Origin of the sequence: Pseudomonas sp. NPDC090592 (genome assembly GCF_044769185.1) — a bacterium.
In the GTDB taxonomy this organism is placed as follows: Bacteria; Pseudomonadota; Gammaproteobacteria; order Pseudomonadales; family Pseudomonadaceae; genus Aquipseudomonas.
The window spans coordinates 68,516-91,851 of record NZ_JBIVXJ010000014.1 but is presented as its reverse complement, the minus strand read 5'-3'; the positions used below and the strand labels follow the sequence as shown (position 1 = coordinate 91,851).

Annotated in this window: 21 protein-coding genes; 3 read left to right on the top strand and 18 right to left on the bottom strand. The window is 62.2% G+C overall.

Annotation, left to right across the window (positions count from 1 at the left end; translation table 11 throughout):
* Positions 1 to 10: 10 nt before the first annotated feature.
* The 9 genes from ACIQUI_RS14795 to ACIQUI_RS14755 all read right to left on the bottom strand — a co-directional run bounded on the left by ACIQUI_RS14795 (position 11) and on the right by ACIQUI_RS14755 (position 9,068).
* Complete coding sequence (locus ACIQUI_RS14795) at positions 11 to 3,073, bottom strand: type IV secretion protein DotO (protein WP_403199735.1); 3,063 nt, start codon at positions 3,071 to 3,073, stop codon at positions 11 to 13.
* 63 nt (positions 3,074 to 3,136) lie between these two features.
* Positions 3,137 to 3,883, bottom strand: coding sequence for an HNH endonuclease (locus tag ACIQUI_RS14790; protein WP_403199732.1), 747 nt, complete (start codon positions 3,881 to 3,883; stop codon positions 3,137 to 3,139).
* Positions 3,884 to 3,956: 73 nt separating this feature from the next.
* Entirely contained in the window at positions 3,957 to 4,337 is a 381-nt protein-coding gene (locus ACIQUI_RS14785; protein WP_403199729.1) for a hypothetical protein, read from the bottom strand.
* 37 nt (positions 4,338 to 4,374) lie between these two features.
* Entirely contained in the window at positions 4,375 to 4,959 is a 585-nt protein-coding gene (locus tag ACIQUI_RS14780; RefSeq protein WP_403199726.1) for a type IV secretion protein DotIE, read from the bottom strand.
* A gap of 14 nt (positions 4,960 to 4,973) precedes the next feature.
* Positions 4,974 to 5,597 (bottom strand): hypothetical protein, encoded by a 624-nt coding sequence (locus tag ACIQUI_RS14775; RefSeq protein ID WP_403199723.1) that lies wholly within the window; start codon positions 5,595 to 5,597, stop codon positions 4,974 to 4,976.
* 10 nt (positions 5,598 to 5,607) lie between these two features.
* A complete protein-coding gene (locus ACIQUI_RS14770; protein ID WP_403199721.1) occupies positions 5,608 to 7,035 on the bottom strand; it encodes a DotG/IcmE/VirB10 family protein in 1,428 nt (475 codons plus the stop codon).
* Entirely contained in the window at positions 7,032 to 8,045 is a 1,014-nt protein-coding gene (locus ACIQUI_RS14765; RefSeq protein WP_403199718.1) for a DotH/IcmK family type IV secretion protein, read from the bottom strand. Before ACIQUI_RS14765 ends, ACIQUI_RS14770 begins: the two co-directional genes overlap by 4 nt.
* A 2-nt stretch (positions 8,046 to 8,047) precedes the next feature.
* A complete protein-coding gene (locus ACIQUI_RS14760; RefSeq protein WP_403199715.1) occupies positions 8,048 to 8,812 on the bottom strand; it encodes a DotI/IcmL family type IV secretion protein in 765 nt (254 codons plus the stop codon).
* Positions 8,802 to 9,068 (bottom strand): hypothetical protein, encoded by a 267-nt coding sequence (locus ACIQUI_RS14755; protein WP_403199712.1) that lies wholly within the window; start codon positions 9,066 to 9,068, stop codon positions 8,802 to 8,804. Before ACIQUI_RS14755 ends, ACIQUI_RS14760 begins: the two co-directional genes overlap by 11 nt.
* A gap of 461 nt (positions 9,069 to 9,529) precedes the next feature.
* On the opposite strand from ACIQUI_RS14755, the gene ACIQUI_RS14750 reads away from it, so the two are divergent.
* Positions 9,530 to 9,802: a hypothetical protein gene (locus ACIQUI_RS14750; RefSeq protein ID WP_403199709.1), complete on the top strand. Its 273-nt coding sequence runs from the start codon at positions 9,530 to 9,532 to the stop codon at positions 9,800 to 9,802.
* Between the two features lie 141 nt (positions 9,803 to 9,943).
* On the opposite strand, the gene ACIQUI_RS14745 is transcribed toward ACIQUI_RS14750, so the two are convergent.
* The 3 genes from ACIQUI_RS14745 to ACIQUI_RS14735 all read right to left on the bottom strand — a co-directional run bounded on the left by ACIQUI_RS14745 (position 9,944) and on the right by ACIQUI_RS14735 (position 14,273).
* Positions 9,944 to 11,335, bottom strand: coding sequence for an amino acid permease (locus tag ACIQUI_RS14745; RefSeq protein ID WP_403199706.1), 1,392 nt, complete (start codon positions 11,333 to 11,335; stop codon positions 9,944 to 9,946).
* A gap of 466 nt (positions 11,336 to 11,801) precedes the next feature.
* Positions 11,802 to 13,145 carry a D-galactonate transporter gene (locus ACIQUI_RS14740; protein ID WP_391135307.1) on the bottom strand — a complete coding sequence of 448 codons (1,344 nt, stop codon included), beginning with the start codon at positions 13,143 to 13,145 and terminating at the stop codon, positions 11,802 to 11,804.
* Positions 13,146 to 13,322: 177 nt separating this feature from the next.
* Entirely contained in the window at positions 13,323 to 14,273 is a 951-nt protein-coding gene (locus ACIQUI_RS14735; protein ID WP_403199704.1) for a 2-hydroxyacid dehydrogenase, read from the bottom strand.
* Between the two features lie 99 nt (positions 14,274 to 14,372).
* On the opposite strand from ACIQUI_RS14735, the gene ACIQUI_RS14730 reads away from it, so the two are divergent.
* Positions 14,373 to 15,260, top strand: coding sequence for a LysR substrate-binding domain-containing protein (locus tag ACIQUI_RS14730; RefSeq protein ID WP_403199701.1), 888 nt, complete (start codon positions 14,373 to 14,375; stop codon positions 15,258 to 15,260).
* A 91-nt stretch (positions 15,261 to 15,351) separates the two neighbouring features.
* Here the strand turns inward: ACIQUI_RS14730 and gudD are convergent, their stop codons facing one another.
* Both gudD and ACIQUI_RS14720 read right to left on the bottom strand, forming a co-directional pair.
* Positions 15,352 to 16,707 (bottom strand): glucarate dehydratase, encoded by a 1,356-nt coding sequence (gudD, locus tag ACIQUI_RS14725; protein WP_403199698.1) that lies wholly within the window; start codon positions 16,705 to 16,707, stop codon positions 15,352 to 15,354.
* A gap of 19 nt (positions 16,708 to 16,726) precedes the next feature.
* The gene (locus ACIQUI_RS14720) at positions 16,727 to 18,079 is read right to left on the bottom strand and encodes an MFS transporter (protein ID WP_403199695.1); all 1,353 of its coding nucleotides are present in this window, start codon (positions 18,077 to 18,079) and stop codon (positions 16,727 to 16,729) included.
* A gap of 261 nt (positions 18,080 to 18,340) precedes the next feature.
* On the opposite strand from ACIQUI_RS14720, the gene ACIQUI_RS14715 reads away from it, so the two are divergent.
* Positions 18,341 to 19,042 (top strand): FadR/GntR family transcriptional regulator, encoded by a 702-nt coding sequence (locus ACIQUI_RS14715; protein ID WP_403199692.1) that lies wholly within the window; start codon positions 18,341 to 18,343, stop codon positions 19,040 to 19,042.
* A 165-nt stretch (positions 19,043 to 19,207) separates the two neighbouring features.
* On the opposite strand, the gene ACIQUI_RS14710 is transcribed toward ACIQUI_RS14715, so the two are convergent.
* The 4 genes from ACIQUI_RS14710 to ACIQUI_RS14695 form a co-directional block, all read right to left on the bottom strand.
* Positions 19,208 to 19,969: an ABC transporter ATP-binding protein gene (locus tag ACIQUI_RS14710; RefSeq protein ID WP_403199689.1), complete on the bottom strand. Its 762-nt coding sequence runs from the start codon at positions 19,967 to 19,969 to the stop codon at positions 19,208 to 19,210.
* Complete coding sequence (locus ACIQUI_RS14705; RefSeq protein WP_403199687.1) at positions 19,966 to 21,027, bottom strand: FecCD family ABC transporter permease; 1,062 nt, start codon at positions 21,025 to 21,027, stop codon at positions 19,966 to 19,968. Before ACIQUI_RS14705 ends, ACIQUI_RS14710 begins: the two co-directional genes overlap by 4 nt.
* Complete coding sequence (locus ACIQUI_RS14700) at positions 21,024 to 22,139, bottom strand: ABC transporter substrate-binding protein (RefSeq protein WP_403199686.1); 1,116 nt, start codon at positions 22,137 to 22,139, stop codon at positions 21,024 to 21,026. Before ACIQUI_RS14700 ends, ACIQUI_RS14705 begins: the two co-directional genes overlap by 4 nt.
* 124 nt (positions 22,140 to 22,263) lie before the next feature.
* The gene (locus ACIQUI_RS14695; protein WP_403199683.1) at positions 22,264 to 23,274 is read right to left on the bottom strand and encodes an NAD(P)-dependent alcohol dehydrogenase; all 1,011 of its coding nucleotides are present in this window, start codon (positions 23,272 to 23,274) and stop codon (positions 22,264 to 22,266) included.
* Positions 23,275 to 23,336: the final 62 nt, after the last annotated feature.

The following is a 23,336-nucleotide window of genomic DNA, read 5'->3' as shown; positions in this document are numbered from 1 at the left end:
TGTCACTCCCTCACACTACGTCTTCGAATGCACTGGCGCCGATGTAGTCAGCCACCAGGTCTTTGGCGATCCGCGCGATCACCGACTGTTCCATGTCGTCATCGACGAACTCGACGTCCTTGAACGTCTCTCGCTTCAAACGCTCGACCATGTCCTTGCAACCCCCTGACGGGAAACGTCGGGCCAGCAGTGCCAGCGCGTCCGGGCGCGGCATGTGCTCGTAGAGCATGGTCCGTAGCTTGCGGTCCTCGGCGGTTGTCGTCAGTGCCCACAGGCGCATCGGCCCCGCCGACATGGTAAACAGCTGGCTGTAGGTCGCGTTCTTGGTCTCGAAGCGGGCCAGGAAGGTACAGCCATGCTTGTTGGCACCGTGCACGAAGTTGACCAGCGCATGCTCTTCGGTATCGGACAGGCCGATGTTCTTGCGCAGCCAGTCGCGAGTCTCCTTGGTGCCCGAATCGAGGATGAAGGTGGCGGTGGCGATCTTGGTCAGCTGGCCGAAGTCTTCCATCAACTGCGAAGCCAGAATGATCTCCATGTTCCACTTACGGGCCTCTCGGCCGTCGGTCTGCATCTGTTCTTGCAAGCCCGCGTGGCCACCGGTCTTGTGGAACTCGTCCATGCACATGACCTTGTATTCATCCACCAGGTCAGCCACCAGGCGCTCGTAGAACGGCAGGTACTTTTCGGTAAAGAACGGGAAGTCTTCCTTCGAGAACGCCACCTTCTTCATGAAGCACTGGCGGGCGATCATGTACATCAGGGCAGTCTGCTTCTTGGCCGAGGCAGAGCCCTGCAACGCCACGTCCTGCAGGTCGAGGGCAACGATGCGGGCACTGCCGACATCGAAGCGGGTGTGGTCGGCAAACACCGGGAAGTCACCAACCGCCTCGCGAATACCGAGGATGAACGCATCCACCAGGCTGCGCCCGACCTCACCGGAGCCTTCGTACTCGGCCCGCACCTCTTCAGTGGAGGCCACCGCCACCAGGTCGTTGAGGGTCGGCACCGCGTAGCGCTGGGTGACTTCCGCTTCGTACACCATGCCGGCATCGAACATTGCATCGACCAGCTCCCAGTAGGTGGTCGCCGGCAGGATACGGAAGCCCAGCTGAGCCACGGCACTGTCGACCACATCGTTGTGCCCGGGCTTGTAGGTTTCCGGGCTGGCCCGCTCGATCTTGTCGTCCTTGCGCCGGTAGGCCAGGTCGACCATGCGGCCGACAAAGTTGCTCATCCCTTCATACGGCTTTTCACGCTCGGGCGGCGTCACCAGAATGGTGAGGAAGTTCTTGTTGAACTCGCGGTCCTTGGGCAGCGGGTAACGCTGGCCCAACGGGGTATCCAGCGGGTTGATGCAGTCCTTGCGGGCATTCTGCAAACGTTTGTACACCACCAGGTGATGCAGCCGCGGCGGCAGGTTGTCGCGCACCAGGTCGCAGAAACCGGACGAAGAAATACCGATGTCGGTGATGCCGATGTAGGGCAACCCGGTCAGGCCTGGCATCAGGCACGATTCAAAGTGGTTGTTGTTCATCAACACCGACTTGCCCGAACCCGGCTTGCCAGCAATCAGGGTGATCCAGGTGGTCTGCTGCGAGGAAAAACGCTGGTACTTGAGGATCTTGCCATCCAGGCTGCGGTAAATGGTCGAACCTTCCTGGAACGGCGAAGCCGGCCGGGTCAGCGGCAGCATGGCCACGGCATCACCCAGCGGCGCCGCAGCCGGGTCGCCGAGGTGCTTGGTGGTCAAAGCCAGGCAGTTGGACTGGAACGCCTGCATCGGGTTACCGGTACGCTCGATGAACACGGGCTGGCCCCACGCTTCCAGGGTGCGCCAGAGCTTCGACTTGCGCAGCGCAAGCTCCTTCACACCCTTCTCGTCCGGGCTTGCCCAGGTCATCGCAGCCACCTGCAACTTGACCATGCATTCACCGTCACGCACGCGCTCGCGCAGTTCCTTGGTGGCGAGGTTGATGTTGCGGTTCTGTTCGGAGGTTACCGACAGCAGCTGGGCGAACAGGCTCTTCCAGGCCAGCACGCTCATGCCGTCGGAAGACAGCATGATCGACACCGAGTACGGCAAGGCACGTGATACGCCGTTTTCCTGGGTTTCCGCGCGGTTGAGGCTGTTGAACAGGGTGTTGAAATATTGCGGCTCTGCCGGTGGAATCGACATCAGCAATGGCGCGTACACGCGCGAGCCAACCCGCACGCTGGTCGGGTCCGGCAGCAGGCTGGTGCGCTCGCCACTGCCAATTTCAGCCGAAGTGACCATGATCTGGCTGGGCAGCGTGGGGTACATGAACTCCGACATGTCGCCGCTGCGCTTGCTGGTCTTCCAGCGCATGGGGATGGCGGTGCCCGGAATGTAGGGCCTCCAGGTACGCGGCGTGATGTCGGGGTTCACCTTCGCACGGATGGCGCGAATGGCTTCACTGACGTCGAGTACATCGGCCGAGCAACCGAATTCGGGGGACGTCAGGTCTTCGGAAATCTTGGTGACGAATGAAAGGTGGCGGTCCTTGAGGTAGGAAATCGGCCGCAGCAGGTTCTGTGCTTCGGCGGTGGCTGGCCACTCCGATTCCTTCCTGAACTCGTTCAGCGCTTCGCGCGCCATCGACCGTTCGGTCTGGTCAAGCAGCGCAGGCCGCGACCAGAACACCAGGTAACACTCTTCGTCATAGACATACTGGGCGTACTTGCTCACACCTTCGTTGATCAGGTGCCGCACGTTGAGGTTCAGCCGCTCGGCGGTTGCAGCCTGCTGCGAGGCGTTCTGCTCCAGCGGCGCAGTCGCATCCAGGTCGCGGCTGAAGACAATCTGCAGGTGATGGCCGCGCACCTTGAAGTACACCGAGAGCGACGCTTCCAGCAGGCTTACCAGGCGCTCGAACTGTTCGCGCCCGAGCACGCTCTTGGTACCGTTGAAACGTACGATGGAGGCCAGCGAACCGTCGTTGGCGACGATGGCCTGGCCACCATCGACCGTTTCCAGGTCGCAATAGTCCTGTACGTCTGCCTTGAGCTGGCTCAGCACCGTCAGGATCACCGCTTCGAGTTTGTTAAACATTTCCTTGTTCTCCCTTGCCAACGCTCTCAACGGCGAGACTGAGCAGCTGTGCGTGCGGCTGCATCAAGCAAAATTCTTCAGTAACTGGCCGGTCAGGGCCGACCAGTTACCCGGCAGGAACAGTGCACGGTTATTGGCCGCGTAATATTCAAGTTGCCCATCTTTGAACGCGCTTTTGGTTGGAAACAGCCGTAACGGCGCCAGCCATTCAGCGCGCTTGCTAAATTCTTCATCGCTGACAAGTTGCTTGCTCGCGAGTGTTTCCGCCACACCCAGCACGGTGATGACTTCACCACCGAATATTTCTTTCAGCGTGTCATTGCCACGAAACTTGAAAGCCGCCAGCAAGCTGGCCAACTTTTCATTGACCGCGAGGTCATCGAGCAATTCGTTCACGTAGATACAGCGGGCAATATTATTGATCTCGGTTTGCGTCAGTTCCTGCACGGCGACGAAAAAGCCGGTGTCATTCATGGCGCAGGCGCCAAGATGATGAACCTGACGGCACAGGTTGCACGCCGTGATCAGGTTTTCCTTGGTGCAGTTGTCGGGGTTGCCGTCCAATGCATGCAGTTCCTGAAACTTGGCCGACTTGAACCCACAGAAGCGACAGGTGTAGTTGTCGCGTTGCCACACCGAAGTACGAAGTTTGCTGTTTTCGTCACTGAACAGTTTGCGTTGGTCATCGTCAGAGCGCCACAGCGGCCGGCGCACGCCGAATACCGGCTGGTTGGCAGTGCGACTGAGGTAGCCACTTGACAGCGTGGGCACCGTACTGGCCCCGCGCGCAGAAGCGTTGGTTTCGCTCACGTCCGAATATCCCCGAAACTGTTCTTGAAATGCGGGGCATTGCGCCCCGCCATAGGCTCAGCGGCGTGCAGCCTTATTCGACCAGCGTGTTGCGCATGATCCACATCACGGTACCGACACCGGCCATCAGGCCGCCGATGAACAGGCCGACAATCGCCGACATCGGCTTCTCACGCTCATCCTTGGAGGCCTTCCACAGGGTGTACAGCGAAATGGCAACGACCACGAAGCCACCAATCGACACCAGCGAGATCAGCAGCGTGGCGCCAGTCTGCGCAGCGTCGTCGATGTTGCCCATGACGTCGTTGGCCGTCTTGCCGCCCGAAGTGTCCTGGGTCAGGTCAGTCTTGTTGATGGCAAATGCCGACGGGGCAGCCAGTGCAGTTACAACAGCGGTCGTAGCTCGAACTTTGGCCGAATCGTATGCAGCTTTCAGGGTTTTGAGTGCTTTCATGAGTGACGCTCCTTGGATTTCATATTGCGAAAAGCCGTTACGACCACGGCGTGAAAAGGCCAACCAGATTGAATCCGATTGTGTTGTTGAGTACATCGCTGAACCACTTGAAGTTCCACGCCAGTACACCGCCGATGATCCATCCGCTGGCGGTGCCGAGGCCGGCTTGAGTTTGGTTGTTGTAATAACCGTTTACCGTCAACCAACCTTTCACCATGGCGATCAGGCCGACAACCTGCATGATGCCCAGCAGGGCCAGGGTTGCCAGTTGTGCCTGTTCTTGCAGCGTTGTGCCGGTCGAGGAATAGGACAGCATGCGCGAGTTGGCATAATCCCCGGTCAGGGATCGCGACATGATGCCCATCCACTCCAGCGTACCGACCGCCAGCAAGATAGAACCGACCACCAATTGCACACAGGCAGAGCCGACAGAAAAACGCTGTCGCCCGGCCACATATTTCAACGCGTTGTCATGGGTAACGCCCCATATTTCAATCAGTGCAGCGCCGGTCAGGTAAAGACCGATAAGCGCAGCAATACCCTGGCACAGCATGATCGCGGTCGGGATAACTTTCCCGATATTGACCATTACATCTACGAGATCGGCAAATCCGGCCGCCATGACAACTTCCCTGTTTAAAGAGCGGGTGAAGTAACTACGATGCCGCTGTCGCGATCAACGGCCAGCACTTTCAATTCACGCTGCACCGGCGGCAACGAGTCACCGGCCTTCACGCTGTCTTCGCTGTCGCCGTTCTTCACCCAGGCCCGGTGCCCGACCACTGCCTGCACCTTGTAGCCAGTCGACTGCGGGATCGGGTGAGCGCGTTTGGCGTAACCCTGCGACGCAGTAGGCGCCGGCTCCGGGCGCGGAGGCTTGATCACCTCCACGCGCTGGCGGCTGTCCTCATAAAATTTCATGCGCTGCTGCAGACCGGTCACGTTGCTGTCCAGGGCTTTGATCTGGCTCAGCAACAACTGGGTGTTGCGCTGCGACTCCTCGCGCACGACCTTCAACTGCCTTTCGCTGTTTTCCTGGGCCTGCAACGCCGCCTGGGCCTGCTCCCGGGACTTGGCCAGCTCGATGCTCAGCACGTCCATGCGTGGTTGTTGCACCGACTGGGTCTGGGTTTGCGCCATGCGCTTGGCCTTGGCCGCTGGCGACGAGGTCGCCTTGATCACCACCACTGCCAGCACGATGAGTGCCAGGAAGCTGCCGGCAAACACGCCAATGAGTTTTCCGAACGACCAGTTCTTCATGTCGAACTCCTTATCGAGATTGATCGTGAACGTCTTGCAGGAAGAACAGGCCAAAGCCTTTGTTCGCTGGTGTTGCGTAGGTGGCCGGGCGGTTGAAGCCGCGGCGCACTTCCCCGGCGATCGCGGTGCCCATTTCACCGACCGATGAACCGATCACCTGCTTGGTCGAAGGCTCGGTAGTGGTTTGTGCCACTACGCCACTTGGGCTGATGACCGTGGTACCCGCCGTCTGCTGGTATGCACGCCCATAGCCGGACAACAGCGAGGCCGCACCCAAGGCGAAATAGCGCTCCATGGTGTGATGGTCCTTGGTCTCGGCAATGCCCTGCTTGGCATCATCCTCACGCAGGGCCACGGCACTGATGCGCATGGTCGGGCGCGGGTCGTTGACAGGTGGCGCCAGAATGGTGAACTTCACGCGGATGTTGTCGGGCGCTTGCTCGATCTTGCCGATCAGCTTGGAGCCGTTCCACTTGCCACCGCGAATGGTCGCCAGCACGTCACCGCCGTCATCGGTGTTGACCTCGGCATCCAGCGTGGCGTACATGATGGTACCGGTCTTGATCAGCATCGCCCGGTCGGTGTCGCCCACAGCCTCGATGGCATTGGGGTCCTTGTCGTCCTTGGCAGTTCGCACTGCAGAGCCTGCCGCACCGCTGCCAGCGCGTTCGGCCGGGTAGTAGCTGACCGTGCTGAAGCTGCTTTTTTCCGCGAAGCCCTTGGCGCTTTCAGACTCGCCCATCAGCTGCTTGATCGACTTCAGCGTTTCGCTTTTCAGCTCGCTGACGTACTGGTCGCGCTGCTCTTCGGCCTTCTTCAGCTCTTCCTCCAGGCGCCTGCGCTCCTGTTCTTGCGACTGCGCATTGGCTGCACCAGGCTGTTGCGCAGCCTGGACTGCCTGAGGCGCCTGCCCGGCGCCGACATAGATCTCGGGCGGTTGTCTGTTGGCATCATTGTATGGCTGCCCGGGCACATTGAACTGGGCGCTCTGGCCACGGGCATAGTCCCTGCCGGTGGACTGTACGATGTTCGGGTCAAAGCCAGGCTGGTACGACATCCCGCGCTCGGCAGCCTGCTCGGCCTCCAGCGAGCTTCGCTGGTTGCGGCGCTCCGCTTCGGCAGCGGAAATCGGGTCGACCGACACCTGCGGCTGTGGTGCGTTGGGCACATCCACCGTGGACGCCTTGCCGGCCGCATCGTGCTTCGACGACATGCCGTTGTAGGCCAGGGCGCCCAGCGCCAGCACCACCAGCCCGGCAGCAATCAGCGAGACCTTGCCAACACCGGAACCGAACACGGCCTTCAGGTTGCGCTGCATCTCGTCGGACTTGCGCGCCTTGTTCACCTGCGAGCCGGCCGACCCGTCGCGATCGGCAACCAGGTGTTCGTCCTCTTCATCGAAGCCCGAGTCGTTCGGCGGCATGTTGTTATCACTCATTGCAGATTCCCTTGCTCGATGAAGACGGTTACGGCTTGCCCGCCAGTCGTGAACGTGACGCTGTTCTGCAGGCCCGCATAGCGGTACACCGCCACACCGGTGGTGCTGCGTGCAGCGTTGGTGTACGCCGGGTATTGCGCATCAGCCTTGGCCTTCACATACATGTTCGGGCCATAGCTCCAGGCTTCCACGCCCTCCAGCCCGGTCACTTTCAGGCGATTGGCTTCTTTCGGCGGCACACCATCCAGGAAGTAGGTCAGCGCTTCGTCGATCGACGGCATCCGTAGCATTGCCACACTCGCCGCCGCATCCGGGTTGCGCCCCGGCACCTTGGCATCGACACGCATGTCGACTTCTTCCTGGCCGGCCGCCAGGATCAGGATGATCGGCGTGGCCAGGCCGCGCAGGGTCACGGTGACGTTGCCGTAGGCCGCCGCGGTGGCTGGGTCCAGGGTCAGGATGTTGGTCGGTGTGGCAGTGCCGTTCTGACCGTTCTGCCCGCCGCGCTCGCGACCGTCGCTGAACAGTTCACGGTTGATCGACACGCTCTGGATCATCCACGGCTGCCCGGCATAGTCGGAGAACACGATCGATGACTGCTGGCCCTTGCTCAGGCGAACGATGGGTGGCGACACACCCGGGTCAAGGTTGAGTGCCAGCGTGCGGGTCACCGGTTTGGCCGGGCTGACATAGGCCGTGGCCTTCTGCTTTTCCCGTTCCAGCCAGAGCTGTTTGATCAGCTCCACCTGCGACGCCGTCAGCTGCGAGTCCTGGACGTCGTTGACCGTGTCGCTGATCACATCTTCGGGACGCGGGTAGACCACTTGAGCAGTGCTGGATACTTGCCGGCCCAGGCCATTCATCGGCGGCTGGGGCGGAGCTTCGCTGCCTTGCGCCGCGTCAACCTGCCCTGCGCCGCCCTCGGCAGCGGGTGCAATTTGCGCCTCGTTGGCAAATGCAGGCAAAGCGATAGCGCTCGCAAGCAACGATGCGATCAGATGCTTCTTCATGGTCACTTCCTTGAGATGTACGGCGACAGCTGAACAGAATCGACGGCAATGCCTTTGGTGTTGGTGGCCGAGGCGGGGATCTGGACGATGGTCACGGCGGCGAGGAAGTCCTGGCGCGAACGCGCCTGCTGGTCACCGCCGACATAGAACTCGATGGCAATCGGCACCTGCACCAGCCAGTAGTTCTGCCCGCTGGCCAGCACACCGGTCTCTTCGACCTGGGCCACCTGGGTGGCCATGGCGCGCAGAATCATCCGCCCCTTGAGCACCCGCTCCAGGTTGCCGGAATCGTCGAGCGTCTTCAGGAAGGCCTTGCGCCCCTCGTCGGTGTACCAGCGGGCGCCGGCAGCGTTGAGGTTGGAGCGGTAGTTCACGTAGTCGTAGGAATACGAATTTACTACGGCATCCTTGGCGTACTCGGCCAGGGTCGCCGGGGTCACGCGTGGATTGCTTTCGGTCGAGACCTCACAGATGGCGTGGTTGTCGGTAGTTGGAATCCAGCGGTACTTCGGGTACCAGAACACCACCGCAGCGATGGTTACGCCAAACACGCAGGTCAGCGCCAGCAGTTGCCCCCAGACGCGCTTGTTGCGGCGCTTGAGATCCAGGCATTCCAGCTGCAGGCGTTTGACTTCGCGGACGGTGGCCGCTGCTTCACCAGGCGTTTCATCCAGCGCCAGTTCCAGCAACTTCTCTTCGTCCGTGCCCCGCCGAGCCTCCTGCGCTTGACCACCAGGGGTTCCGTGTTGGGTTTCCTTACTCGACATTGCGGATTTCCCCTGTCGTTCCGTCGTAGATGCAAATCGAGTCGGTTCCGTCATAGAACACGACATTTTCAAAGTTGGTTTGGGTCACCAGCCAGATGGCCGCAACCGCTACGAAAGGCAGCAGGCCTATGCACGCCCACTCGCCGACATCCAGCAACACGCCAAGCAAGCGGTTGTAGCGTCGCAGTGCGCGAACATCCACGTCCTCCCCTGCACCGCTGCCCCATGATGTGGTGATTGACCCTTGCTCATCCATATCTCGCTCCATGCGGCGGCATTTTCATCCAAAACTTAGAAAGCTGCAACAGCGAAATTTTGACATATCGGAATATTACCTGCAATCCGCGACGCATTTCGACACGCCAGCACCCAAGCCTTTGACACTAAATAGGCCAAACCAGAGCGGCATGACGCCAGACAAAGCCGCGCAGAAAGCAAGGCTTTACCCAAGCAAATGCTAGATAAATCAATAGCTTATTGATTAATCCTAAGCGCACCCGGCTTTCCTGAGAACAGCACTACTCCAGCCTTTGAAAACTGAAATTCCAATGACTATTTTGATGCTCAAAACATGACCATCCAGTCAAGCGACGAGGCCAATCCAGTCTATTCCCAGGAACCCGGAAAAAACTGCTCAAGCCAAGATTTACGTGGCCTATAGAGGCTTTTAGGGCTATTTGGGGAGACGCACGGCGAGGGGATGCAAATGCGTTTCTCATGACAAGCCTGAAACGGCTCCAGCGTTACGCCGCGAGGGTCGCCGAAGACCCGGACACCCACACGTCTCGGGTCAAAATCCCCTTTAAAATCAAGGGTAATGGCACTTTTGAAGCGATTTTGGCCGCCTGCTATGTCGCACTTAACAAACGCCCAGACGACGGAAGAAAACCGCCCCAGGGCACAACCTTGGGTCGCGAGGGTAACGCATCGGTATGGCTAAAATATGATTTTCAAACAAATACACAACTTTCCGCGATAGCGGCTTTTTAATATCACATTGCCATCACTTGATGGCATCGTGGTCATTGCGCTTCGAGATCATCCGGCCTGCAATCACTGACACATACCGCTTTCAAAAAAAAAGGGCACCCATCCCAGGGTGCCCTTTGCCTTACTGCGAGGTGATCTGGCTCACCCCATTGAACGCACCCCCACGGGTTGCGAATGGCCCCGCGAAGTCACGATCCCCAGGAAGGAAATCACGATCGCCAGGCCCAATGTCGAACTCACCTCTACCCGGTGCTCAGGCGTATACATCATCACCGCCAGTGCCCCGGCAATGAAGATGATCACCGCCCAGGTCAGGTACGGGAACAGCCACATGCGGAACTTCAGCTCGGTGTTCTCCCGCTCAAGGCGCCGACGCATGCGCAGCTGCGAAATGGCGATGACCATGTACACCAGCAGGGCGATGGCGCCGGAACTGGCCAACAGGAACTCGAACACGCCCTTCGGCGCAAAGTAGTTGAGGATGGCAATGGCGGCGCCGATCAGGGTGCTGCCAAACACCGCAGCACGCGGCACGCCAACCCTGGAGGTCTTGTTGAGGAAGGCCGGGGCGTCGCCGCGCTTGGCCAGCGAATACATCATCCGCGAGGCAATGTAGATCGACGAGTTCATGCAACTGGTCACGGCCACCAGCACCACCAGGTCGACCATGAACGCCGCGTTGGGGATGTTCATGATTTCCAGCGCACGCTGGTACGAGCCCACCACTGCCAACTGCGGGTCGTTCCACGGCACCACCGAGATGATCACGAAGATCGACAGGATGTAGAAGGTGCTGATCCGCCAGATCACCGAGCGGGTGGCCTTGGCAATGTTGCGCGACGGGTCGCTGGATTCCGACGCGGCAATGGTTACCGCCTCGGTACCGATGAAGCTGAACATCACGGTGATGAACGCCCCCACCACCGCCGACCAGCCCTTCGGCGCAAAGCCGCCATACTCCGCCATCAGCCCGCTCAGGCCGCTGACCTCGCGGTTGGGCAGCCAACCCATCAGCGCGGCAGCGCCCAGGCCGATAAAGCCCAGGATGGCCGTAACCTTGAGGATGGCGAACCAGAACTCGAACTCACCGTACTTGGCCACGCTGAACAGGTTGGTGCCGGCCAACAGCAATACCGAGGCCAGGGCGAAGATCCAGCTGTCCACCTGCGGGAACCAGGCGTTCAGCACGTGCCCTGCGGCCAGCGCTTCGATCGGAATCACCAACACCCAGAACCACCAGTACAACCAGCCGATGGTGTAGCCGGCCCAGCGGCCAATGGCCTGGTCGGCATAGGTGGAAAACGATCCAGTGTCGGGGTGTGCCACGGCCATTTCGCCGAGCATGCGCATGACCAGTACCACCAGGGTGCCGGCCACGAAATAAGAAACTATGGTAGCTGGCCCGGCCGCCGCAATGGCGTGGCCAGAGCCTACGAAAAGTCCGGCGCCGATGATGCCGGCGATGGACAGCATCGTTACATGACGCGGCTTGAAACCTTGTGCAAGGTTGCCATCAGATCCCACGGTGCTCATTGATGTTGTTCTCTTTTTGCTGACACAAGGATGGGGGCAGAGGTAGGCGAAAATATCTCCTTTGAATTCAGTAAGTCGACAGGTTGCTGGCGCGCTTTTGTTGATCTTTGCTACGCATCACAAAGCAACGTGCCGGTGCAGTTCGGGGTTCATTTAAGCCGCGCAGGGCTGTGGGAAATTACACGAGAACGCCCCGGAACTGTTCGATCACGACAGGGCAGTTCCATTACCGCCAGATGTCGCGAATGGCATGCCCGATCGCGCCATCTGGCCATCTGAAGCTTTTGTTTTTCATTCGGATGTGTTCCGCCTGTACTGGCCTCTTCGCGGGCTCGCCCGCTCCCACAGAGGCTCGCGTAGTACCTGTGGGAGCGGGCGAGCCCGCGAAGAGGCCAGCACTGACGCAACAATTTTCAGCCAAAAAAAAGCCCCGGTCTCCCGGGGCCTCTGTTGCCAGGGCGTCTGCCTACGCCTGCCCGGTTCGTTCGAAGCGCCGGGCCAGCAACAGGTAAGCGAGGATCCCCAGCACGCCATGGGCGGCCACGAACCAGAGTGCGTTGTGGAACGAGCCGGTACTGGCCACCACGTAACCGATCACCAGCGGGGTGATGATGCCGGCGATATTGCCGATGCCGTTGAATACGCCGCCACACAGGCCGACCATCTTCTTCGGCGCCACATCCGACAGCACCGCCCAGCCCACCGCGGCCAGGCCCTTGCCAAAGAAGGCCAGGGTCATCAGGGCGATTACCGCCGCGTTACCCTCCACGTAGTTGGCCAGTACCAGGCTGGTCGACAGCGCCATGCCGATGATGAACGGCGTCTTGCGCGCCCTGGAGGGATGCACGCCACGACGGATCAGCCAGTCGGAAACGAAGCCACCCAGGATGCCGCCGGTGAAGCCGCAGATGGCGGGTAGCGCGGCCACCCAGCCCGCCTCCATGATGGTCATGCCACGGCCCTTGATCAGGTAGATCGGGAACCAGGTGATGAAGAAGTAGGTCAGCGCGGTGATGCAGTACTGGCCCAGGTACACCGCCCACAGGTTGCGGCTGGTGAACAGTTGCATGACCTCGGCACGGGTCGGCTTGCTTTGGGTCGCCTTGCGTTCCTGCTCCAGGTCCACCAGGGCGCCACCTTCACGCATGTAGTCCAGCTCTTCGCGGCTCAGCCCCGGGGCGCTGTGCGGCTCGTGGTAAAGGCGGAACCACACCACGCTCAGTACCAGCCCCAACACGCCCATCCAGATGAACACTTGCTCCCAGCTCAGGGTGTGGGTCATCCACGCCATCAGCGGGGCGAACACCACCACCGCCATGTACTGCGCCGAGTTGAACAGTGCCGAGGCAGTGCCACGCTCGCGGGTAGGGAACCAGCAACTGACAATGCGTGAATTGGCCGGGAACGCTGGCGACTCCACCAGGCCCAGCATGAAGCGCATGGAGAACAGCGCCACTGCCGCAGACACACCGGCAAGGCCCATCCAGCCCACTGTCCCCTGCAACAGCGTGAACAGCGACCAGAGGATAAGGCTGATGCCATACACACGGCGGGCGCCGAAACGGTCGAGCAGCCAGCCGCCAGGCACCTGGCCCAGGGCGTAGGCCCAGGCGAAAGCGGAGAAGATCATGCCCAGCATGACCGGGTCCAGGCCGAGGTCCTTGAGCACCTCGGTGCCGGTGATCGACAGGGTGGCGCGGTCGGCGTAGTTGATGACGGTGATGACAAAGATCAGTGCCAGGACCAGGAAGCGATGGCGACCGATCCCGGCCACGGCCTGCGGTGCGGCAACGGCGGATTTGCTGTTCATGTTGACCCTCTTGCTTCTCGGTGGAAGCGATTGTTCTTGTGCGCAGAAGGGGTGGCTCTTGGAGCCTTGTGTTGCTTGTGCCGGCCCTTTCGCGGGCATGCCCGCTCCCACAGGTACTGCACAATGCTCAGGACCTGTGCTTACCTCTGTGGGAGCGGGCGCGCCCGCGAAAGGGCCCTAAGGGTGAACCACCCGATGCGGCGGCAGCTCACCGCGAAAACAGGCTTGAAGGTTTTCCAGCACCATGCGCCCCATCTGCAACCGGGTCTGCAGCGTGGCGCTGCCCCGGTGCGGTTGCAGGCTGACCTGGTTCAGGTCCAGCAACGCTGGCGGCACATGTGGCTCATCGACAAACACATCCAGCCCGGCACCGGCGATGCGCCCTTCGCGCAACGCTTCGACCAGCGCGTGCTCATCGACCAACTTGCCGCGCGCCACATTCACCAGATAACCCTGTGGCCCCAGCGCCTCCAGCACCTCGGCTGTCACCAGCACCTGCCCGCCATCGGCAGCAGCGGCCACCACCAGCACATCCACCGAGCGCGCCAGCGCAACCAGGTCGGGCTCATAGCGGTACCCTGTATCAGGCTGTTCACGCCGCCCGTTGTAGGCAATGCGCATGTCGAAGGCCGCGGCGCGGCGAGCGATGGCCTTACCCACCTGGCCAAGCCCGACAATACCCAGTTCAATGCCACTGACCCGGCGCGCCAGCGGCAGCTCGACCTTGCCCCACAAGCCATCGCGCACCAGCCGCTCAGCTTCGCCCAAGCGGCGCAGGCTGCTGATGATCAGCCCCATGGCCAGGTCGGCGACATCCGCCGTGAGCACGCCCGGCGTGGTGCTGACATGGATGCCGCGGCTGGCGGCGTGGCGCAGGTCCACGGCGTCGGTGCCGATGCCGCTGATGGCAATGATTTCAAGGGCCGGCAGTTGGTCCATCAATGCGTTGGCCAGGCCTTTGGCGCCCCCGGTGACCACGCCACGAATGCGCGGGCCAACGGCGTCAAGCAGCGCTTGCGGGTTGGGCTGCTGATACAGGCGGTGTACCTGATAAGCGCTGACCAGTTGGGCATCGATGGCCTCAGGTACGGGCTGCGTCAACAGCACTTCAATGGGGTTGTCGTTCATCGTAGGCATCCGGCAGTTGCGAGTCATGACCTGATGCTAGGCCTGCAATTGATACAGGTCTAATATAGATAGTGGATCGAATAATTCAGGAATTGAATCATGGAGCTGCACCAGTTGCGCTGCTTCGTCGCCGTTGCCGAAGAGCTGCATTTCGGCCGCGCCGCTACCCGCCTGCACATGACCCAGCCGCCCTTGAGCCGGCAGATCCAGCTGCTGGAGCATGCCCTGGGCGTGCTGCTGCTTGAGCGCAACAACCGCCAGGCGCGCTTGACCCTGGCGGGCCAGAGCTTCCTTGAAGACGCCCGGCGCATCCTGCAAATCGCCGACTCGGCCAGCCACTCGGCACGGCGCATCGCCCATGGCGAAGCAGGCCGGTTGACCCTGGGGTTCACGGCGGTCGGGGCCTACAGCATGATCCCGCGCTTGCTGGTGCATGCCGGGCAGACTGTGCCAGACATCGAGCTGGTGCTCAGCGAGCGCGTTTCCAGCGCGCAGGTGCATGACCTGGAGGCCGGCCTGATCGATGTCGGGCTGGTACGCCAGGTGCTGCCCAGTGCGCGCGTGGAGTACGTGCCGATTCACCGCGAACCCTTTGTCGCCGCCCTGCCTGCCGCGCATGCACTGACCGTGCGCGAGCGGGTAAGGCCGAGCGATTTTCATGAGCAGCCGTTCGTGATGTACAGCGCCAACGAAGGGCGCTACTTCCATGACCGCATCGCGAACCTGTTTGCCCGGCATGAGGTGCAGCCCAGGTATCTGCATCAGCTGGGGCAGACGCATTCGATTCTGGGCCTGGTCAATGTAGGGCTGGGGTGCGCTGTGGTGCCGGCCTCTGCGCAGGCGTTGCGCCTGGAGCAGGTGGTGTTCAGGCCGCTGACGGGGATGGAGCAGCAGGCGGAGATTTTTTTGGCATATTGCCGGGACAACCCCAACCCGGTGCTGGGGGCATTTGTAGAAATGGCGCGGGCGTTCTTTGAAGCAGGATAAAAAGTGACGGCCCATTCGCGGGCACGCCCGCTCCCACAGGTACTGCGCATACCCTGTGGGAGCGGGCGTGCCCGCGAAAGGGCCTGCGGCCTTAACGCACCAGGCAGGGCCGCTTGTTATCGAAGCTCCAACCCGGAATCAGGAACTGCATTGCCACGCTGTCATCCCGCGCCCCCAGGCCCATGTTGCGGTAGCACTCATGCGCCTTCGCCAGTTGGTCTTCATCCAGCTCCACCCCCAGCCCCGGCCGCGCCGGAACCCGCACATGCCCGTCGACGATACGCAGTGGGTCACGGGTCAGGCGCTGGCCGTCCTGCCAGATCCAGTGGGTGTCGATCGCGGTGATCTCGCCCGGCGCCGCAGCCGCCACCTGGGTGAACATCGCCAACGAAATGTCGAAGTGGTTATTGGAGTGCGAACCCCAGGTCAGCCCCCAGTCATTGCACATCTGTGCAACACGTACCGAACCTTGCAAGGTCCAGAAGTGCGGGTCGGCCAGGGGAATGTCCACTGCCTGCGACTGGATCGCGTGGCCCATCTGCCGCCAGTCGGTGGCAATCATGTTGGTGGCGGTGGGCAGGCCGGTGGCGCGACGGAACTCGGCCATCACCTCACGGCCCGAGTAACCGTTTTCGGCACCACACGGGTCTTCGGCGTAGGCCAGGACATCGTGCTTGTCGCGGCACAGCCCAATGGCCTCTTTCAACGACCAGGCGCCGTTCGGGTCGAGGGTGATACGTGCTTCGGGGAAGCGCTCGGCCAGCGCCGTCACTGCCTCCATCTCCTCCTCACCACGCAACACACCGCCCTTGAGCTTGAAGTCGCTGAAGCCATAACGCTGCCTGGCCGCTTCGGCCAGGCGCACCACCGCTTCCGGGGTCAGGGCCTTGTCGTGGCGCACACGGAACCAGTCGTCCTCGGCATCGGCTTCGTTGCGGTACGCCAGGTCGGTCTGCTGGCGGTCGCCGATATAGAACAGGTAACCCAGCATTTTCACGGCATCGCGCTGCTGCCCCTCGCCCAGCAGCGCCGCCATTGGCACATTGAGGTGCTGGCCAAGCAGATCAAGCAGTGCTGACTCGATAGCGGTTACCGCATGCACGGTTATGCGCAGGTCGAAGGTTTGCAGGCCGCGGCCTGCCGAGTCACGATTGGCAAAGGTCTGGCGCATGGCATTGAGCACACGCTGGTAATGGCCGATCGGCTGGCCGACCACCAGGCTGCGGGCGTCCTCCAGGGTCTGGCGAATCTTTTCGCCACCCGGCACTTCACCCAGGCCGGTGTTGCCAGCACTGTCGCGCAGCACCACCACGTTGCGGGTGAAGTACGGGCCATGGGCGCCACTGAGGTTCAGCAACATGCTGTCGTGGCCAGCCACGGGGATCACGCGCAGGTCGGTGACCACAGGGGTGCTGGTGTGAACGGCGGGATTGGTCTGCATATTCATGGTTGTTGTCTCGCAGTCATCAGTGGGTCTGGCCCAGGCCCGCAGAGGCCTTGAGGTCGTCAGAAGGAGCGCCCTTTGGGCGAGTGCGTACGAAGAAGATGGCAATGGCCGCCAGCACCGAGGTCACCGCCAGGCCATACAGCCCGCCCTGGATCGAGCCGGTCTGCTGCTCCAGAAAACCGAACGTGGTAGGGGCGACGAAGCCGCCAAGGTTGCCGACCGAGTTGATCAGGGCGATCACGGCCGCCGCGATGCGGGCGTCCAGGTAACCCTGCGGGATCGGCCAGAACAGTGACGACGCCGACTTGAAACCGATGGCTGCAAAGCACACGGCCACGAAGGCAAACACCGGCCCGCCGGTGGTGGACATGAACATGCCGATTGCGGCCACCACCAGTGCCCCGGCCACCCACGCCTGCTGGAACTTCCAGCGTGCAGAGCCGGCCGCGAAGGCATACATGGCCAGGATCGAGATCAGCCACGGGATGGAGTTGAAGAAGCCGATCTGCAAATCGCTGAGGTCGCCCATGCGCTTGATAATGCTCGGCAGCCAGAAGGTGGCGGCGTAGATGGTCAACTGGATGCAGAAGTAGATGAGGCAGAACAGCACGATCTGGCGGTCCTTCAACAGGCTCCAGGCAGAAGGCTTCACCGCACCAACGGCTTCGCGTTCACGCTGCTCGCGGTCGATGGTGGCCACCAGCGCCTCCTGCTCGGCCTGGCTCAGCCACTTGGCATCCTGGGGCTTGGAGTCCAGCCAGAAGAACACGAAGAAGCACAGCAGCACCGAGGCCATGCCTTCGATGAACAGCATCCATTGCCAACCGTGCATGCCCAGGCCCTGAATCTGCATCAACGCACCGGCCAGCGGCCCGGAAATCAGCGAGGCCAGCGCCGAGCCGCTGAGGAAGATGGCAATTGCCTTGCCGCGCTCGGCGCCTGGCAGCCAGCGGGTGAAGTAGTAGATCACCCCCGGGAAGAAGCCCGCTTCGGCAACACCCAGCAGAAAGCGCAGCACATAGAACTGGGTTTCGTTCTGCACAAAGGCCATGGCCGTGGCCACCAGCCCCCAGGTGAACATGATGCGGGTCAGCCAGAGCCGCGCGCCCACCTTCTGCAGCAACATGTTCGAAGGCACTTCGAACAATGCGTAGCCAATGAAGAACAAGCCGGCACCAAAGCCATAAGCCGCGGCACTGATGCCCAGGTCGCTTTCCAGGTGCGGGCGGATGAAGCCGATATTGACGCGGTCGAGGTAGTTGACGATGAACATGATGACGAACAGCGGCAGGACGTGGCGCTTGACCTTGGCCACGGCACTGGCCAACGCGTCGCCGTCATGCCGGGCAAGCGGAGCGGGGGTGTCGTTCACTTGTGAATCTCCCACTAATTGTTTTTGTGCGGGTCTTGGTTGTCTGACAGGGCAGTGGGGATGAGCATATGCGCAGCGAGGTTGTACGACAAGATCAACAACGTCGACAAAATAGCAAAATACAAGCTGTCATAATGACAATATGCTTCGATCTTGCAAAAGCAGCCTCGTTAAACGCTGCATTGGCTAGCGGAAAATTCGGCAAAAATAATCTGCATCGATTAACTTGTCGTACAAGCACAACAAGAACGGGATCACAGCATGGCATCCGAACACGCGCACAAACGCGGCCACAGCCGCGCCCATGACCTGGTCTCCAGCCTGACCCAGCAGATTTTGCTGGGCACGTTCAAGCCGGGTGACAAGTTGCCGTCAGAGAACACGCTGGTGCGCGAGCATGGGGTCAGCCGCACGGTGGTGCGGGAAGCTTTGTCCAAGTTGCAGGCTTCGGGGCTGGTGGAGCCGCGCCACGGTATCGGCACTTTCGTGATGGAGCGCCAGGCCCAGGCCGGGATGCGTATCGCAGCAGAAAGCGCGGCCAGTGTGCGCGACCTGTTGGAGTTGCGTATTGGCCTGGAGGGCCAGGCCGCAGCGCTGGCTGCGCTGCGCCGTGACGAGGGGCACCTGGCACGGATGCGCCAGGCACTGGATGACTATCAGGACCTGGCAGCCGCTGGCGACAGCTGCATCGAGGCGGACAGGCGCTTCCACCTGCTGATTGCCGAAGCCACCGGCAACCTGTATTTCACCGAGATGCTGCTGCATCTGGGTAACAGCCTGATCCCGCGCAACCGCATGGCCTTGGCCGAACGTGGCGGCGCGAAGCTGGCGCGGCAGGCGTACCTGGCCAACCTGGAGCATGAGGCCGTGCTCAATGCCATCCGCCGGCAAGACCCGGATGCAGCGCGGGCAGCAATCTGCCTGCACCTGTCCAACAGCCGTGACCGGTTGTTGCCCGATTGATGTTCAACTGACTGGCGCACTTCTCCCTGTAGGAGCGGCCTTGTGTCGCGAAAGGGCTGCGAAGCAGCCCCCGGCCTTCAGCTTTTTCACATAAATCGAGGGGCTGCTTTGCAGCCCTTTCGCGACACAAGGCCGCTCCTACAGGGGACCGCGTCAACTTGAAAGTCAGGCGAGCGCCCGGTCAACCAGCACTTGCAGGCGTCCTTGAGAACACTGTTCCACCCGCGCCTCGACGCCATACACATCAGCCAGCAACCCCGGCTGCAGCACGTCCCCAGGCGCCCCACAGGCCACCACCCTGCCCTCGCGCAACACCACCAGCCAGTCGGCATGGCTGGCCGCCAGGTTGATATCGTGCAGTACCGCCACCGCCAGCAACCGATGCGCCTGCACCCGCTCACGCACTGCATCCATCACCCGCAACTGGTAATGCAGGTCCAGCGCGCTGGTCGGCTCGTCCAGCAACAGCACCTGCGGGTTACGCGCCAACAGCTGGGCCAGCGCCACCAACTGCCGTTGCCCACCAGACAGGCCGTCCAGCGAGCGCTCGGCCAGCCCCTCGATGCCCAACTGGCGCAACGCCTGGTAAGCGTTGCCCAACAGGTCGTCGCTGCCACTCACGCGCAAGGCCGCGACAATGCTTTCCAGTACGCCCAAGGCGATGCCGGGTGGCAATTGCTGGGGCATGTAGGCCAGGCGCCGCGAGCGCTCGGCAAAGCCCAGCCGGGTCACGTCCTGCCCATCCAGGCTCAGCCCGCCGCGCATCCGCTCCAGCCCCGCCAATGCCCTCAGCAGCGTCGATTTGCCCGCGCCATTGGGCCCGACCAGCGCTACCAGGCTACCGGCCGGCAACGCCGGCAGGCTCACCCCATGCAGAATCTGCCGCGCGCCGTAAGCCACCGAAACATTCTCGATCAACAGGCTCACAGCCTTCTCCCCCGGCGAAACACCAACACCACGAACACCGGCACCCCCACCAACGCGGTGACGATACCCACCGGCACGATCACCCCCGGCAAGATCACCTTGCTGGCAATCGACGACAGCGACAGCATCAGCGCCCCCACCAGCGCACTGGCCGGCAGCAGAAAGCGCTGGTCCTCGCCCACCAGCAGGCGGGCGATGTGCGGCCCGACCAGGCCGACGAAACCGATGGTGCCGACGAACGCCACCGCCGTTGCCGACAGCAGGCTGATGCGCAACAGCGAGGCCAGACGCAGGCGCCGGGTGTCCACGCCAAAGCTGCGCGCGCGGTCCTCACCCATGCGCAGCAAGGTCATGGCAGGTGCCGCCCGTAGCGAGAACGGCAGCAACAGCGCCAGCACCAACGCCAGGATGCCGAGCTTCTGCCAATCGGCCCGCGCCAGGCTGCCCAAGGTCCAGAACACCAGTTGCTGCAACACGTCCTCGGTGGCCAGCAGTTGCAGCAACGACACCAGTGCGTTGCAGCTGAACACCAGGGCAATGCCGAACAGCACCAGGCTTTCCACCCCGGCGCCACGCAAGCGCGACATGGCCTGTAGCAGCACGACCGAAAGGCAGGCGAAAACAAACGCCATCACGGTCACCTGCGCACTGGGCGCCAGCCAGGCGATGCCTAGCGGGTAGGCAATCGCCAACGATGCACCCAACGCGGCAGACGACGACACGCCCAAGGTGAATGGGCTGGCCAACGGGTTGTCGAGGATCGCCTGCATCTCGGCGCCCGCCAGCGACAATGCCGCGCCCACCAGCACGGCCATCAGCGTGTAGGGCAGGCGCACGTTCCAGATGATTACCCGCTCGGTGGCACTGAGCGTTGCCGGGTCGCCAAGCCCCTGCAGCAGGCGCCCCAGGCTCATGCCAGAAGCGCCGCTGGCCAGGTCACCCAGCACCGACAGCAGTAGCAAAAGGGCCAGGCCCGCCACCAGCCAGGTGCGGCGCCACAGCAACCGGCGGTAATGCCAGGCGGCCTGCGCGGCGCCCGGGTGAGCCTGCGCGGTCACTGGGCGCTGACCCAGTAGTGGCCGTCCAGGCCTACCTTGAGCATCTGGTTGATTTCGCCCATGGTCGCCTGCGGGTCCAGGTCCTTGAAGCGCTCCGGGTGCACCCAACGGGCCATGGCTTCGATCGCCAGGATGTTGAACGGCGAGTTGTAGAAGTCATGCCACAGGCCATGCGCCTGGCCAGCCTGGATCGGCCGCAGCGGGGCGAACTCGGGGCGTGCGGTGATCTTCGCCAGGCTCTGGCGTGCCGTATCGGCCGACACACCGGCCCCCAGCAGCACGCCCGGTGCGCGGTTACCGGTGGCGATGTACACGTCCGGGTCGGCTTGCAGCACATACTCGACACTGACATCACCCAACGCCCCAGGCACCACATCGGCACCAATGTTATGCCCGCCTACGGCTTCGACCACACTACCCAGGCCGCTCTTGCCGGTGGTATGCCCCGGCGCCTGCCATACGCCGGCCAGCAGTTCGAGAAACACCTTGGGGCGCTCGCTGTCCTTGATCCCGGCCACGCCGTCGGTTACCCGCTTCAGGTGGCGGTCGTACAGGCTCAGGTACTGCGCCGCCTGCGGCTCGCGCCCCAGCAGCGTGCCCAGCGCTTGCATGCTCACCCGGGTATTGCGGATCGGGTGCACGCGAAAATCGATGAACAGCACCGGCACGCCGGCCTTTTCCAGCAGGTCGGCCACCGGGCTGTGCTGGGTCGGGCCCTCCCCGGCGATGCTGAAAATGGCAAGGTCGGGCTTGAGTGCCAGAATCTGCTCGGCGCTCACGCTCTGCTCGGAGGCCTGGCCAATCAGCGGCAGCTGGGCCACTTGTGGATATTTTTGCGCATAGACCTCGTAGGTGTGCGGGTCGAGCAGGCGCATGTCGTTCTGCCAACCGACTACCCGCTGGAACGGGTTGTCGCGGTCGAGCAAGGCCAGGGCAAAAAACAGCCGCCCTTCGCCAAGCACGATGCGTTGTGGAGCGTGGTCGACTTCGACCTTGCGCCCAAGTACATCGGTCACTTGCACGGCAATAGCGGGTTGGGTAAAGCCGAGGCAGGACGCCAACAGCAACAAGGCAGGCAGCACACGCCGCCAGGAATGGGGAAGCAAACACATCGGGGCATCCTCTTGAAGAGAATCAGTCGCAACAGAGCGGGGCATTCTAGCCAGCCGCCCTGCGCTGCCGATGTGCGCGAATGTATTGGCTTGTAGAGTGGCCGTTACATCCGGCCGGCTCAACTCACCAGGTCAGGCAGATCTTGCCGAAATGCCGGTTGCTTTCCTGGTGGCGGAACGCCTCGACGATCTGCTCCAGCTCGAAATGCTTGTCCACCACGGGCCGCAGGCCGTTGGCATCGATTGCCCGCACCATCGCCTGCTGCTGGGCGCGGCTGCCCACCAGCACACCTTGCAGGCGAATCTGGCGCACCAGCGCCTGCACCAGCGGCAGCTGCCCGGCCACACCGGTGAGAATGCCGATCAGCGACACATGCCCACCGATGCGCGCGGCAATCATAGACTGCTCCAGCGTCGCCGGGCCGCCCACTTCGATCACATGGTCGACACCACGGTTGTCGGTGAGCTGGCGAACCTTCTCACCCCACGCCGGGGTGCTTTTGTAGTTGATCAGGTGATCGGCGCCCAACGCCTTCAGGCGCTCCAGCTTGGCGTCGCTGGACGAGGTGGCGATCACCGTCGCGCCGGCCAGCTTGGCAAACTGCAGGGCGAAGATCGATACACCGCCAGTGCCCTGCACCAGCACCGTGTCGCCAGGCTTGAGGTGGTCATCGCTCATCAGCGCACGCCAAGCGGTGAGGCCGGCCGTGGTCAGCGTAGCCGCTTCGGCGTGGCTGAAGCCCTTGGGCGCCAGGGTGAACGCGCTGGCGCGGGCAGTGACCTGCTCGCGGGCATAGCCATCGATACCGTCGCCGGGCACCCTGGCAAAGCCTTCGACATTGGCCTGGCCGTCGAGCCAGTCGGGGAAGAAGGTGCTGACTACATTGTCGCCAACCCGGAACTCCGTGACGCCCGCCCCCACCGCGACCACTTCGCCAGCACCGTCGGCCATGGGGATACGCCGCTCGCTCGGCCCCCACATGCCGCTGACCACGGCGAAGTCATGGTAGTTGAGGGAGCTGGCGTGCAGCTGCACGGTGATCTCGCCGGCCTGGGGCGCGGGGGCCTCGCTGGTGCCGACCTCGACCTTGTCGTAGCCGCCGCCGGGTTGTACGTAGATGGCCTTGCTGGTCATGGGTGAGTCTCCGTATCAGAGGAAAGAATGGGGTTCAGCATAGACAGGTCCGGCCCTTTCGC

Coding starts and splice junctions, on each gene's coding strand:
- ACIQUI_RS14765 (WP_403199718.1), bottom strand. CDS start 8,045: ATGAAGAAGCATCTGATCGCATCGTTGCTTGCGAGCGCTATCGCTTTG.
- ACIQUI_RS14780 (WP_403199726.1), bottom strand. CDS start 4,959: ATGGCGGCCGGATTTGCCGATCTCGTAGATGTAATGGTCAATATCGGG.
- ACIQUI_RS14745 (WP_403199706.1), bottom strand. CDS start 11,335: ATGAGCACCGTGGGATCTGATGGCAACCTTGCACAAGGTTTCAAGCCG.
- gudD (WP_403199698.1), bottom strand. CDS start 16,707: ATGAATATGCAGACCAATCCCGCCGTTCACACCAGCACCCCTGTGGTC.
- ACIQUI_RS14695 (WP_403199683.1), bottom strand. CDS start 23,274: ATGACCAGCAAGGCCATCTACGTACAACCCGGCGGCGGCTACGACAAG.
- ACIQUI_RS14760 (WP_403199715.1), bottom strand. CDS start 8,812: ATGTCGAGTAAGGAAACCCAACACGGAACCCCTGGTGGTCAAGCGCAG.
- ACIQUI_RS14750 (WP_403199709.1), top strand. CDS start 9,530: ATGACAAGCCTGAAACGGCTCCAGCGTTACGCCGCGAGGGTCGCCGAA.
- ACIQUI_RS14775 (WP_403199723.1), bottom strand. CDS start 5,597: ATGAAGAACTGGTCGTTCGGAAAACTCATTGGCGTGTTTGCCGGCAGC.
- ACIQUI_RS14700 (WP_403199686.1), bottom strand. CDS start 22,139: ATGTGTTTGCTTCCCCATTCCTGGCGGCGTGTGCTGCCTGCCTTGTTG.
- ACIQUI_RS14795 (WP_403199735.1), bottom strand. CDS start 3,073: ATGTTTAACAAACTCGAAGCGGTGATCCTGACGGTGCTGAGCCAGCTC.
- ACIQUI_RS14740 (WP_391135307.1), bottom strand. CDS start 13,145: ATGAACAGCAAATCCGCCGTTGCCGCACCGCAGGCCGTGGCCGGGATC.
- ACIQUI_RS14735 (WP_403199704.1), bottom strand. CDS start 14,273: ATGAACGACAACCCCATTGAAGTGCTGTTGACGCAGCCCGTACCTGAG.
- ACIQUI_RS14715 (WP_403199692.1), top strand. CDS start 18,341: ATGGCATCCGAACACGCGCACAAACGCGGCCACAGCCGCGCCCATGAC.
- ACIQUI_RS14785 (WP_403199729.1), bottom strand. CDS start 4,337: ATGAAAGCACTCAAAACCCTGAAAGCTGCATACGATTCGGCCAAAGTT.
- ACIQUI_RS14755 (WP_403199712.1), bottom strand. CDS start 9,068: ATGGATGAGCAAGGGTCAATCACCACATCATGGGGCAGCGGTGCAGGG.
- ACIQUI_RS14770 (WP_403199721.1), bottom strand. CDS start 7,035: ATGAGTGATAACAACATGCCGCCGAACGACTCGGGCTTCGATGAAGAG.
- ACIQUI_RS14730 (WP_403199701.1), top strand. CDS start 14,373: ATGGAGCTGCACCAGTTGCGCTGCTTCGTCGCCGTTGCCGAAGAGCTG.